Consider the following 13,233-nt stretch of genomic DNA (forward strand, 5'->3'; position numbering starts at 1 on the left):
CCATGGCGTTAACACCAATGGATATACATAACAAAGAATTCCCAGTTAGAATGAGAGGGTATGATCAGGATGAGGTCAATGACTATCTTGATCAGATCATAAAAGACTATGAAATGCTTTTAAAGCAGAAAAAAGAAACAGAAAAAAAATTGGATTTGGCTGAAGAAAAACTGGCTAATTATGATCAGATGCATGATTCTTTGAATAAATCGATCCTTGTAGCTCAGGAAGCGGCGGACAGATTAAAACTCAATGCTGAAAAAGAAGCTGAAATGATTGCAAAAGAAGCAAATACAGAAGCGTCTAACCTGAAACATGATGCTGAAAACAATGCAGATGAGCTATTGAAAGATGCAGTGAATAAAGCACGCAAAATCGAACAGGAAACAGAAGAGCTTAGAAAACAGAGCAGAATCTTTAGACAAAGGCTTCAATTAATGATAGAATCTCAATTGGAGTTAGTAAAAAAAGAAGAGTGGGATGATATTTTACAGCCACCCGCTTCAGAACAGCCTGAAATAGAAACAATCAAAGAAGTGAAAAAAGAACTGGATGAAAAAGACGGCGAAGAAACTGCAGATCTGAAACATGACTCTGAACCTTCAGTGTCCGTGGAAGAAGAATATGAAGAAGGCATGACGCCGGCAGTTGAACTTCCATAACAGAATAAGTAAAAGAATCTTGAACCACCTTTTTTAGTGAAAGCTTTACAGAGAGTCAAATAATGCTGAGATTTTGACAAGTGGAAACTTTGATCGATCATTCAAGTTAACGGATAATGAATAAAGTAGTTATTCGCGCTTTCCCGCGTTAAAGGACCGAGGAAAAGTTAATAAACTTTTCAAACTAAGGTGGTACCACGAAGATTTCGTCCTTTCGGATGGGATCTTTTTTTTGCATCAAAAAATTTAAAATCGAGGGTGATGAAATGGAAATGAAAGAAACCTTGAATTTGCTTAAAACGAAGTTTCCAATGCGGGCAAATTTACCAAATAAAGAACCAGAAAGACAACAGGAATGGAAAGAACAGGATATTTACGGCCAGAGACAGGAACTGAACAAAGACAAACCTTCTTTTATCCTGCATGACGGACCTCCTTATGCGAATGGAAATATCCATATCGGTCATGCGTTGAATAAAATTTCAAAAGATATTATTGTCAGATACAAGTCTATGTCAGGTTTCCGTTCACCCTATGTACCAGGATGGGATACACACGGACTACCTATTGAACAGGCCCTTACAAATACAGGGGTGGACAGAAAATCAATGTCTGTGGCGGAGTTCAGAAAACTCTGTGAAGACTATGCCTGGAAGCAGATCAATAAACAGCGTGATGACTTTAAACGCTTAGGTGTGGCCGGGGAATGGGACAATCCTTATGTGACGCTAACGAAAGATTATGAAGCGGAACAGATCCGTGTATTCGGAAAAATGGCAGAAAAAGGTTATATCTACAGAGGATTGAAACCTATATACTGGTCTCCTTCAAGTGAATCTGCACTGGCTGAAGCGGAAATCGAATATCATGATGTACGTTCTCCAAATATCTATGTAGCCTTTAATGTCAACGATGGCAAGTCTGTCCTTGACAATGACACATCTTTCGTAATCTGGACGACGACACCGTGGACACTGCCGGCTAACTTAGCTATTGCTGTAAAACCCGATGCCACTTACGGTGTCTATGAAGCGGACGGTAGAAAATTCGTCGTTGCAGCTGAGCTTGCAGATAAAGTAGCTGAAACGCTGGAGTGGAACGAGGTAAAACTGGTAAAAGAAATTCCTGGTAAAGACCTGGAAGGCATCACGGCCAGTCATCCATTCTATGACAGAGACTCACTGCTGATCTTGGGAGACCACGTTACATTGGAAGATGGTACGGGCTTAGTCCACACTGCTCCCGGACATGGTGAAGATGACTATATCGTCTGTCAGAACTACGATCTGCCAGTCCTTTCGCCAGTTGACGGAAAAGGATTGTTTACAGATGAAGCGCCTGGATTAGAGGGGATCTTCTATGACAAAGCAAATAAGACGATCACTGAATGGCTGGATGAAAATAATGCGCTATTGAAACTCGATTTCTTCACGCATAGTTATCCGCATGACTGGCGTACTAAAAAACCGGTCATCTTCAGAGCGACACCACAATGGTTTGCTTCGATCAAAGATTTCAGGCAAGATATTCTTGAAGCAGTCGAAGAGGTAGACTGGTTGCAGCCTTGGGGCATGCAGCGTATCTATAACATGGTCAGAGATCGTGGCGACTGGGTCATTTCGCGACAACGTGCCTGGGGAGTCCCACTGCCTATTTTCTATGGTGAAAACGGCGAACCGATCATTACACCAGAATTAACTGAACATGTTGCTGAATTGTTTGCCGAACATGGGTCCAATGTCTGGTTTGAAAGAGAAGCTAAAGACCTCCTGCCTGATGGCTTTGAGCATCCTTCCAGTCCTAACGGCCAGTTTGAAAAAGAGACCGACATCATGGATGTCTGGTTTGATTCTGGATCATCCCATCATGCAGTGCTTCGTCAGCGGGATAATCTGGAATTTCCGGCGGATATGTATCTGGAAGGATCCGACCAGTACCGAGGATGGTTCAACTCCAGTCTAACGACTTCAGTAGCCATAAACGGGGTGCCACCGTACAAATCAGTCTTGTCACAAGGCATGGTCCTGGATGGTGCCGGCAAGAAAATGAGTAAATCCATCGGGAATGTCATTGATCCAAACAAGGTGATCAAACAGATGGGTGCCGATTTGATCCGGTTATGGGTGTCGAGTGTCGATACGCAAGCGGATGTCAGAGTAAGTATGGATATCCTGAAACAAGTATCAGAAGTCTATAGAAAAATCAGAAACACGATCCGATTCCTGATTCAAAATACAGAGGACTTTGATTTCAATAAAGATGGCATAGCCTACGAAGACTTAAGACCTGTAGACCAGTATCTAATGAATAAACTCAATCTAACTGTTGAACATGTGATCGACGGTTACGAGCGTTACAATTTCTCAGATATCTTTAAAGAAATCAATCATTTCCTGACACTGGACGTCTCTAATTTCTATGCAAACTTTGCAAAAGATATCCTTTATATCGATGCACCGGAAGCGTATGACAGACGAGCAATGCAGACTGTCTTTTATCATATCGTTAGAGATCTGACTAAACTGCTGACTCCGATCCTGCCTCATACAGCTGAAGAAATCTGGAGCTATCTTGAAGAAGAGGAAAGCTATGTTCAGTTAGCCGAATTCCCGGAAGTTAAAGAATATGACAATTCAAAAGAACTTCTGGATCAGTGGAGCCGATTCATGTCGCTGCGGGATAACGTATTGAAAGCAAACGAAGTAGCACGTGAAAATAAAATCATCGGTAAAGATTTTGAAGCAAAAACGACGATTTATGCATCACAGTCTGTGAAAAATCTGCTGGATAGCCTGAACAGTGATATCAGACAAATACTGATCGCTTCTGAAATCAACATTAAAGATTTAGAAGAGAAACCTGAAGACGAACGCATTTTAGATTTTGAAAATGTATCGATCCTTGTAGAAAGAATGCAGGGAGACGTATGTACACGCTGCCGTATAACAACTGAATACAGCATCAAGCTTTCTGAAGATGAATACCTGTGCCAGCGTTGTCATGATATTTGTGAAGAACATTATCCTGAAGTGTTGAACAACAATTAAACTGTAGTGGAACATTTCCTGTTGAATTAACAGGAAATGTTCTTTTTTTATGCATTAATGTATTGAAATAAAACGGTTTCTTTTGTATAATTTGATTGTGATAGAAAGTGAAAAAGACGATATAATACATTTGTATCATGTTTCATGTCTGTTGCAATATATTTTTGGGAGGATATACAATGGTTGAAGGTACAGTAAAGTGGTTTAATGCAGAAAAAGGTTTCGGTTTTATTGAAGTTGAAGGACAGGAAGATGTCTTTGTTCATTTCAGCGCAATCAACAGCGAAGGCTACAAGTCATTAGATGACGGCCAGGCAGTAGAATTTGAAATCGTTGACGGCGAAAGAGGCCCTCAAGCTGCAAACGTAAATAAAATATAAAAGAAAAAGACTTCCTCAAAACGAGGAAGTCTTTTTTAGTAATTGGAAAAGATTATAAACGGCTGGCAATCAGGTCATACAAGAATACGATCAGGATCGCGCCGACGATAGCTGGTATAATGTAGAAATCAGCTAATTGTGGGCCCCACTGGAACAATGCATGGCCTGCCCATGCACCAATAAAACCTATAATAATGTTACCAATAATACCGCCTGGAACATCGGTACCAACAATAGCCTGGCCGATTGCACCAATGATGCCTCCAACTATAAGTGACCAAATAAATCCTAACATACTTATCTCTCCTCTTTCTTTATTATGATCTTACAAATAAAGTATAGGACACTGTCACATTTTGTTCAAATATTTTGACTTATTGATTTACTGATTATTGGTATCACTAGGTTCAGTCAGCTTGAGCAACTGATCTCTCAAGCGGCTTTCCAGTTGGGTAAGCTGCACTTCAGCCTCTTTACGTTTTGAACGTCCTTCTTTTTGTATGTTCAAGGTTTCTTCCAGCGTTTCCACTAAATCTGACTGTGTCTTTTCAAGCGTTTCGATATCGATAATACTGCGTTCGTTTTCTCTTGCTGTTTCGATAGAAGACTGTTTGAGCATTTCAGAATTTTTCGTCAAGAGATCATTGGTGGTCTCAGACACTTGTCTCTGTGCTGTGACAGCTTCTTTCTGTCGAAGAAGAGTCAAAGCCACCACGATCTGATTTTTCCATAAAGGAATAGCTGTGTTGATCGAAGTCTGTATTTTCTCGGATAAAGCCTGATTCGTGTTCTGGATAAGACGAATCTGCGGTGCCTGCTGAATAGTCATCTGACGTGCTGTTTTCAAGTCATACAGACGTTTATCCAGACGATTTTGAAATTGGTTCAAGTCATTGACTTTTTGAACGTCCATCTGATTATTGCTGGTCTCAGCATGTTCAATGGCTTTTGGGATGATCTCGTTCTGCAGTTCTTCCATCTTGACTTCGCCGGCAGCAATATACACATTCAGCGCTTCAAAGTAATCGTAGTTTTTGTCGTACAGTTCTTCAAGCATTTCGTTGTCTTTTAAGAGAAGTTCTCGCTCTTTATCGAGCTTGACGGCTATCTTATCGACCTGGGCACCGATCTTCTGATACTTGGCTGTGGTTTCGTAGATCGACCGATTGATTTTTCTGAATATTTTTTTGAAGAGATTCTTGTTCTCAGCCTTCAGTTCATTTGGGTCGGCTTCATTTAAACGGAACATCAAATCGTTAAGTGTTTCTCCAATATGATTGGTTTCCTGATTCTGAACATGATTTAAAACACTGTGAGAAAATTCGCCCAATTTCTGCTGCGCCTGAGCACCATAATTGAGTAGTGAATCTGTGTCTGATATATCGATCTGTTTAGCCAGCTCATAGGCCTGGTTCCTGCGCTGTTCGCTGAGTGTATCGATGACTTTTTTTGATTCAGTCTTTTTTACCAAAGGCTGTTTTGTTTTTTTTGATTCATTGATTCCGGACTGTTCAGAGCCGAAGGGGTCGGCCAGTAAATCATCGATTTCTGCAGATTTTTGAGTATCAAACTGATTTTCATGATTAGTTGACATAGTTTGCACCTCTTATAAGTAGTCTGTTGGATAAGCTGATCGTCACTTTATATCGTTTTATCGAATATCTGGTCATCTGATTTGTCTTTATTGAACGTACGTTTTGCTAATTCTACTTCCACTGACATATCCTGAATATCATCTGCTTTAAATTTTACATAATCTTCAGCAATCAGTTCACACATCTTGTCAATTGTATTTGCTGACTTTTCAAGAATATCGTAGGTGGTTTTGCTTTTAGCTTTATGCCCTTCGATTTCGACATATTTTTCAGATAGATCTGCCAGTGAAGGGAGATGGACGTAAAGAAATTTATCGACATCATGCAGTCTGTTTGGCTCCTGCGTGATGTTTTTAAATAATTCTTTGGCCAGCGAGACAGTATTGTTGCGGTGTTCGATCGCTCTCAGTTTACCGGATCGCTGCATATTCTGTTCAATAGTGATGATCTGTTGTTGAGCCTGAAACATTGTGCGTCTGAAATAATCGATATCTTCTTTCGATAATCCTTTTGAAGAATAGAATTCTTCCTTTTCTTTAGTCAGCCGGGGAAGCTTTTCTTTAGTATTTCCTCGAGAGTTTTTAGTCAAAACGTTTAACAGCAGTACACCGATCCCGATGCTCAATAAAAAGGAAATCAGGATATTGACTTCAAACCCCACCAGCAGTAAAAAGATGAACATGATTATAAATAAGATGAACGCGTAAGTTAAGTTTAAGCGTGTATTTGATTGTTTCATTTAAATCCTCCATTCCATTTAAGTGATAAATTTCTTCTACCCTAATAATATCATAAATGATGAATTTTTTTATATAAGACCTTAGATGGATTTATAAAGTTAAAATTCAAAACAGGATGAAAATCTTAAGTAAATAAGTTATGATAAAAAATATAACTAAGGAGATGACTTCATGGAGTTCTACGAAGAAACAATAAAGAGTACATCGATATACAAAGGAAATGTGACTGAATATATTGTCGAGGACGTGAAACTGCCAAACGGAGAAATGTCTCAGAGAGAGATCGTTCGTCATGACGGTGCTGCAGCTGTTCTGCCTTTTACCAAGGCAGGCGAACTGATATTGGTTAAACAGTACCGCAAGGCTATCGATCAGTTGAGTATAGAGATACCGGCTGGATTAAAGGATAAAACTGACGGCGACGGACTGGAGACCGCCAAACGCGAGCTGGAAGAAGAAACGGGTTATAACGCGGAAAACTGGAAATTCATCACGTCTTTTTACAGTACTCCGGGTTTCACTGATGAATTTTTAGAGATATATGAAGCCACTGGTTTATATCTGGCTGAGAATCCCTTGAGCCTGGATGAAGACGAGACGGTCGAAGTGGTTGTCGCAACTTATGATGAAGCCTGGGAGTTTTATCATAAGGGTTTGCTGAGAGATTCGAAGACTGTTTTTGCCCTGTTTTACTGGAAAATGAAAAAATTAGAAAGAGAGCTAGGGAAATAATCATGTCATCAAGAATACAAAAGAAAGAAGAAGAAAAGATAAAAGAAAAAGAAAGAAAGAAAATAAGCAGGAAAAAAAGAAAAGAGAAGAAGAACAAAGAAAGGAAACTGAATAAAACGGGACGTACAGCTAAAAAGCGGTCAAAAGAAATGGACAGGTATCGACTGGTTGAAAAGCGTCTGAACCTGGCGATCATCATTGTCGCATTACTGCTGCTGATCGTTTTGTCCTATGTTTTCTTTATATAATAGACGAGGAAGGTATAATATGAAAATCGGTATCATTGCTGCTATGGAACAAGAAGCACGTGAAATCATCAGTAAACTAGAAAGTCCTAAGGAAACGACCAAAGCAAATCAGCATTTTTATGAAGGGAAAATCAATGAGGTTCCGATCGTCCTTGTGCGATCCGGTATCGGGAAAGTCAATGCCGCCATTGCAGCGACATTATTGATCGAAGTGTATAAAGTGGAGGCTGTCATTAACACAGGATCTGCAGGTGGAATCGGAGACGGATTGACTGTGGAAGATCTGGTCATCTCAAGAGAGCTCTCATATAACGATGCGGATGCCCGGGCTTTTGGATATGATTTTGGTCAGATACCACAAATGCCCAGCAGATATACATCAGATCAGCCACTCGTGGAAGTTTTCAAGCAGGCCGCTCTAAAGAAGAACTGGACCATTAAAGAAGGACTAATCGTCACAGGGGATTCCTTTATCAGTGACCGTAAAAAAGTCGCGGAGATCCGGGAACAGTTTACTGATGTCCTGGTAACTGAAATGGAAGGCGCCGCGATAGCGCAAACCTGTTATCAGTTTGATATTCCATTTGTAGTTATTCGTGCTGTGTCTGATGTTTCTGACGAAGAAGCCTCACTCTCCTTTGATGAATTCATCGAGAAAGTCGGGAAAAAATCAGCAGAAACCGTGCTGGAATTTATTTCTCTGGTAAACTAAGCAATTTAATAGATTTATAATAAGCAAGTATAATACAGACAGGCTTTCGGTATCCTTTTGTCGAGAGTCTGTTCTTTTTTTGGTACAATAGCGAGTGAACTCAAGGAGGCAAGAAGATGAAAAATTATTTTGAAAAATCAGATTTTGATTTGTTCGATATTAACGGACTGGACGAACGGATGCATGTCATCAGAGAATCTATCCAGCCAGTGTTCCAGCATTTCGGTGATACTTACATAGATCATGTAAATAAATACACCGGTTTTGAAGGAAGCTTTCATATAGCACAACATAGAAGACGCACAACAAACCCACCCGAATCGACTTGGAGCGCTCTAGGAGGCAATAAGCGCGGATATAAAAAATACCCGCATATCCAGATCGGTATCAATGAAGAGTATATTTTTATGTTTCTTTCGCTGGTCGATAACCCCAAACATGAAAAACTGATGGCCGAGTATCTTTTATCTCATCCTGCATTGTGGAATGATCTGCCCGAAGATTACTATGTCTCCGGAGATCATACCAAGACAGCCGTAAACAAAGCAGAAGAAGAGATGATCGAAAAAACGCTGCACCGCCTGGTCAAAGTTAAAAAAGGCGAGATCATGCTGGGACGTATCATCAGACCGGATAACGACGTGCTGGGGGATGGCGAAAAACAGGAAACATTCTTTAAAGAGACCTTGGATGTCCTCCTTCCTGTATATAAGGAATTACTGGATCTTTATCAAGAAGAGGAGAGAAAATGAAAACTGAAAAAGAAAAAATGACCGGCGGAGAAATGTACAGACCTGATGACCAGCAATTAGTAAAAGAGAGAAGGGCTGCTCATCTGAAGGCGCAGGCATTTAACCGTGCGGAGACAGATCAGGAGAGACAGGAAATCATTAAAGAGCTGTTCGGGAGTACAGGAGAAAACATCACAGTGGAACCGACTTTCAGAACGGACTATGGACAGAACATCCATGTAGGAGAAAATTTCTATGCCAATTTCAATTGTGTCTTTCTAGACGTCTGTCCGATCAGAATCGGAAAAAATGCGATGCTAGGACCCGGAGTCAGCTTAGTAACACCAGAGCATCCATTAGAAGCAGAAGCCCGGAATTCCGGCTATGAATTCGGTAGGCCGATAGTGATCGGAGACAACTGCTGGATCGGTACAAATGCAACCATCGTCGGTGGAGTGACACTTGGCGATAATGTGGTTGTGGCAGCCGGGGCTGTCGTAAAAAAATCATTTCCAGATAATGTTATTATCGGGGGAGTTCCGGCTGGAATCATCCGGACGATCGATAATGATTAGGGTATAAAGGGTCATAGATTCATTATTTAATGTTATGTACACGAGTTTTCTGCATATCTTTAGACATTTTTTGCTTGTTTAGATATGATGTAAGTATAGAACTCTTCTTAAACTGCTTTGAATAAATGGGCAGTTATGAAGAAAATAATGAATGGAAGGTGAAGCACATGAAAGAACTGTTTACATTTCCAACTGATGAACTTCTGCAAGAAAATGAGGTCGTAGTATCGATATCGCTTAACTCTGAATCAAACTCTTTTGAAACAGAAGCTAATCAGATTCAATTTCAAAATTTATTAAAAGAAGCTAAAGAGAAACTCTGTGAAAAATATGACGAAAAATATTGTGATTCATTACTTGAAAAAGTCGAAGGACTTAGAACAAATACTGATTTCTGGAGAAAGGTGACGGATAGTGTAATCATCTATATTACTCCCGATGATGTGTATTACTATAGACTAAGTGTCCCTGTCCACAATGGAACAGTGGTATCTGACCAGGCTTATATTTTACCCCTGATTTCAAACTTTCAATACATCAGTTACTATCATTTACTGTGCCTGAATCATGATAAATTCAGATTGTTCAATGGTCGCGGTAATAAAGTTCAGGAAATTGAATTGCCTGAAGATGCACCAACGACATTGACTAAAGCATTGGGTGAAGAGCTGACAGGCGGCGCATTGAATGTTGCTGATTATGCTGGCGGTGCAGGAACAGGTATGTTCCACGGTCACAATGAGAAAAGCAACGAGGTGGAAATCGATCAGGTGAACTACTTCAGAGCAGTTGACAAATATATTTATGAGAATTTTTCTAAACCAACTGAACTCCCACTAGTACTGTTTGCTTTACCTGAAAATATTGCTGATTTTGAAAAAATATCCAAAAATGAATTTCTGGATGACACAAAAGTTGAAGCTTCACCAGCCCAACTTTCCGTCAACGACATACAGGATAAAACCAGTGAAGTCGTGAATGAAATCGTCAATAGACGCTACCAGAAACTGGTAGACCGTTACGAAGAAACCACACCGGAATTCAAGCTTGGTGCCCAGTATGCTGACTTGGCAATGGCGAGCATTCAAGGGAAAATCGATACACTACTACTGGAAGACCATTATCAGGTACACGGTCGTATCGATGAGAATGGACAATACCACGAAGGAACGGAAACGAATATTTACGTCAATCAGCTTGTCCACAACGTTTTGAAAACGAACGGTCAGGTATATGTACTGAAAACGGCCAGCATGCCATCAGATACAGGTATCGCTGCTCTGTTAAGATTCTAGGTCCAGACACTATTTGAATGATTAAAAAGAAACCTCTCAAAATCAGATACACTTCTGGTTTTGAGAGGTTCTTTAATTAGAAGACTATTGTGTGTTGACTATTCGGTTTAATACAGGTATACTAGAAGTTGTGTAAAATACCGCAGCAGAAAGTGGTAACCGCGTCAACAGTTTCTTGCCATGTTAGTTATGAGCGCAATTGTGTAACCAGCGGCTGCAAAGGTGAAGATTGAAAAGAAACTGCACGTATTACTGAGCTTTCACACGTTATTTTACTCCATATACTATAACAATGGAGGAATTTTATTATGTCAAGATATACAGGACCATCATGGAAAAAATCAAGACGTTTAGGTATTTCTTTAACAGGAACTGGTAAAGAAATCGCACGTCGTCCTTACGCACCTGGTCAACACGGACCTACAGCCCGTATCAAATTATCAGAATACGGACTACAATTAAAAGAAAAACAAAAATTACGTTTCATGTATGGATTAAATGAACGTCAATTCTTTAACTTGTTTACAGAAGCAGGTAAAATTCGTGAAGGAAAACACGGTGTCAACTTCATGATCTTACTTGAACAACGTCTGGATAACGTCGTTTACAGACTTGGTCTGGCAACAACTCGTCGTCAAGCACGTCAATTAGTAAACCACGGACACATCACTGTTAACGGTAAACGCGTTGATATCCCATCATTCCGCGTATCAGTTAATGATGTCGTTGGTGTTAGAGAAAAATCTAGAGACATGAAAATCATCAAAGAATCTGTCGAATCATTATTTGGTCGTCCGGACTTTATTTCATTCGATGATGAAAAATTAGAAGGAACACTTACACGTTTACCATTACGTGAAGAAATGCCTGCTGAAATCGAAGAAGCATTTATCGTTGAGTACTACAACAGATAATAAAAGACAAGATAATAATGAAAAGGCTGAGACATTCAAATGTCTTAGCCTTTTTTTGAGCCAGCAGGATAGCTAAACTAGTTTTATCATCTTAAAATAACTATCTTAATAAACAATAAGATTGCTCCGCAATCTAAACCAGGACAGAAAAATCTTTTTATTTTATAATGGTCTCAGGAAACACCAATCCGACTTCTTAATGGGTTTTGCCGAACCTGTTTAATAAACTGGATGACCGTCTTATCTTTTGCAATAAGCCGAATACATCATTGAATGTGGAAATAAAATTACAACATTTTATAAGACGGTTTGTTTCCTAATTTATAGATGGAGGTTATGGTCATGGAAGTGATGATTGAAACATGTTGTGGTATCGATGTGCATCAGAAATCCATCGTTTGCTGTATTCTTGACGGACCTTTAGATACAAACCGACCTAAAAAAATCCAGAAAACTTTTGGCACTAGAACGGATGAACTTCGAGAGGCCCTTCAGTGGCTGGAAGACCATCACGTCACAGATATATTCATGGAAAGTACGGGACAGTACTGGGTGCCCGTGTTTAATATTTTTTCCGAAGGAACAGGGCAGTTGATTTTGGCTAATCCTCAACACATTAAAAATGTGCCCGGGCGTAAGACAGATATGAAAGATGCCGAATGGATTGCGCAACTCGGCCGTTGCGGCTTGATTCAATCGTCTTACATTCCTGCACCTGTAGTTATGGAACTACGTCTGATGACACGCCGTCGGCTGTCTTATACTCAAAAACGAACACAAGCCAAGAATGAATTGCATAATATCCTTCAACGTTCCAATATCAAACTGACGGGTTACTTGTCTGACATTTTTTCCAAAACAGGACAAGCCTTGCTTCAACTATTTATCAACGGTGAAGTGTTAAGTTTGGCGTCTGTCAGTGCCTGTATGCACGGGAAAGTCAAAGCCTCTCCCGAAGATATCCTCCGCGCGATGGACGGAAAACTATCAGTCACTGATCGACAATTACTCGAGGATTCGCTAGATGAATACCGATTTTACAGTGAAAAGATCCAACAGATCGAAGGCCACATCCGTAAGTATATTCTGCTTCATTTTCCGGAGGAATACGACTTGCTGCTAACGATCCCTGGGATAAAAGAACAGGGTGCCGCTGTTATCTTAGCTGAAATTGGTCCAAATACAGAGGGCTTTAAAACAGTGGGTCACCTCGCTTCATGGGCAGGACTATCCCCTGGATCAAATGAAAGCGCGGGAAAAAAGAAATCGTCGCGAATAACCCCAGGAAATAAGTATTTAAAGACCACACTCATTTCCAGCGGGGGCATCGCCGGTCGATCGAAAGATTTTGCTTTTCGATCAGTGTATTACCGCATTTCCAGTAGAGGATCTAAAATGAAGGCTGTGGTAGCCTGTGGTCATAAGTTACTTCGAATCATTTATAAAATTTTAACGGATAAAGTTCCATATAACGAAAAAAGAGCACTAGGTCTGCGGCAACAGCACCTAGCACTCAACTAAAAAAATAAAAATTTACTTGTATTTATTATAGCATGGGGTGTGTTTTTTGCGCTTTTTTGCATTATTATTTTTCAAATAAAA

The 13,233-nt window shown here is 40.1% G+C and carries 14 protein-coding genes; 11 read left to right on the forward strand and 3 right to left on the reverse strand.

All coding sequences use genetic code 11. The features are described 5' to 3' along the window. The first annotated feature begins 2 nt into the window (after positions 1 to 2). From BMX84_RS09170 to BMX84_RS09180, 3 genes are all read left to right on the forward strand, one after another. A complete protein-coding gene (locus BMX84_RS09170; protein WP_091489097.1) occupies positions 3 to 662 on the forward strand; it encodes a DivIVA domain-containing protein in 660 nt (219 codons plus the stop codon). 266 nt (positions 663 to 928) lie between these two features. Beyond that, complete coding sequence (gene ileS / locus BMX84_RS09175) at positions 929 to 3,709, forward strand: isoleucine--tRNA ligase (protein ID WP_091489122.1); 2,781 nt, start codon at positions 929 to 931, stop codon at positions 3,707 to 3,709. 179 nt (positions 3,710 to 3,888) lie between these two features. Next, positions 3,889 to 4,089, forward strand: a complete 201-nt coding sequence (locus BMX84_RS09180; protein WP_091489098.1) for a cold-shock protein — start codon at positions 3,889 to 3,891, stop codon at positions 4,087 to 4,089. A 52-nt stretch (positions 4,090 to 4,141) separates the two neighbouring features. Here BMX84_RS09180 and BMX84_RS09185 read toward each other — a convergent pair whose 3' ends face one another. The 3 genes from BMX84_RS09185 to BMX84_RS09195 form a co-directional block, all read right to left on the reverse strand. Continuing rightward, positions 4,142 to 4,384, reverse strand: coding sequence for a GlsB/YeaQ/YmgE family stress response membrane protein (locus tag BMX84_RS09185; RefSeq protein WP_091489100.1), 243 nt, complete (start codon positions 4,382 to 4,384; stop codon positions 4,142 to 4,144). Between the two features lie 87 nt (positions 4,385 to 4,471). Beyond that, positions 4,472 to 5,683: a toxic anion resistance protein gene (locus BMX84_RS09190; RefSeq protein ID WP_091489102.1), complete on the reverse strand. Its 1,212-nt coding sequence runs from the start codon at positions 5,681 to 5,683 to the stop codon at positions 4,472 to 4,474. 47 nt (positions 5,684 to 5,730) lie between these two features. Beyond that, a complete protein-coding gene (locus BMX84_RS09195; RefSeq protein WP_091489103.1) occupies positions 5,731 to 6,423 on the reverse strand; it encodes a 5-bromo-4-chloroindolyl phosphate hydrolysis family protein in 693 nt (230 codons plus the stop codon). 172 nt (positions 6,424 to 6,595) lie between these two features. Here BMX84_RS09195 and BMX84_RS09200 point away from each other — a divergent pair, with 172 nt between their 5' ends. The 8 genes from BMX84_RS09200 to BMX84_RS09235 all read left to right on the forward strand — a co-directional run bounded on the left by BMX84_RS09200 (position 6,596) and on the right by BMX84_RS09235 (position 13,152). Then, positions 6,596 to 7,156: an NUDIX hydrolase gene (locus BMX84_RS09200; protein ID WP_091489105.1), complete on the forward strand. Its 561-nt coding sequence runs from the start codon at positions 6,596 to 6,598 to the stop codon at positions 7,154 to 7,156. A gap of 2 nt (positions 7,157 to 7,158) precedes the next feature. Next, on the forward strand, positions 7,159 to 7,404 hold the full coding sequence (locus BMX84_RS09205) for a hypothetical protein (RefSeq protein WP_091489107.1): 246 nt from the start codon (positions 7,159 to 7,161) through the stop codon (positions 7,402 to 7,404). Positions 7,405 to 7,423: 19 nt separating this feature from the next. Continuing rightward, a complete protein-coding gene (locus tag BMX84_RS09210; protein WP_091489108.1) occupies positions 7,424 to 8,116 on the forward strand; it encodes a 5'-methylthioadenosine/adenosylhomocysteine nucleosidase in 693 nt (230 codons plus the stop codon). Positions 8,117 to 8,232: 116 nt separating this feature from the next. Then, positions 8,233 to 8,868, forward strand: a complete 636-nt coding sequence (locus BMX84_RS09215) for a DUF1054 family protein (protein WP_091489110.1) — start codon at positions 8,233 to 8,235, stop codon at positions 8,866 to 8,868. Then, positions 8,865 to 9,422, forward strand: coding sequence for a sugar O-acetyltransferase (locus BMX84_RS09220; protein WP_091489112.1), 558 nt, complete (start codon positions 8,865 to 8,867; stop codon positions 9,420 to 9,422). Before BMX84_RS09215 ends, BMX84_RS09220 begins: the two co-directional genes overlap by 4 nt. A 167-nt stretch (positions 9,423 to 9,589) precedes the next feature. Continuing rightward, positions 9,590 to 10,717, forward strand: coding sequence for a baeRF6 domain-containing protein (locus BMX84_RS09225; RefSeq protein ID WP_091489114.1), 1,128 nt, complete (start codon positions 9,590 to 9,592; stop codon positions 10,715 to 10,717). A gap of 308 nt (positions 10,718 to 11,025) precedes the next feature. Beyond that, a complete protein-coding gene (rpsD, locus tag BMX84_RS09230; RefSeq protein WP_091489117.1) occupies positions 11,026 to 11,631 on the forward strand; it encodes a 30S ribosomal protein S4 in 606 nt (201 codons plus the stop codon). A gap of 342 nt (positions 11,632 to 11,973) precedes the next feature. Further along, entirely contained in the window at positions 11,974 to 13,152 is a 1,179-nt protein-coding gene (locus BMX84_RS09235; protein ID WP_177165413.1) for an IS110 family RNA-guided transposase, read from the forward strand. Positions 13,153 to 13,233: the final 81 nt, after the last annotated feature.

Source organism: Alkalibacterium putridalgicola (assembly GCF_900109825.1).
Classification (GTDB): Bacteria; Bacillota; Bacilli; order Lactobacillales; family Carnobacteriaceae_A; genus Alkalibacterium; species Alkalibacterium putridalgicola.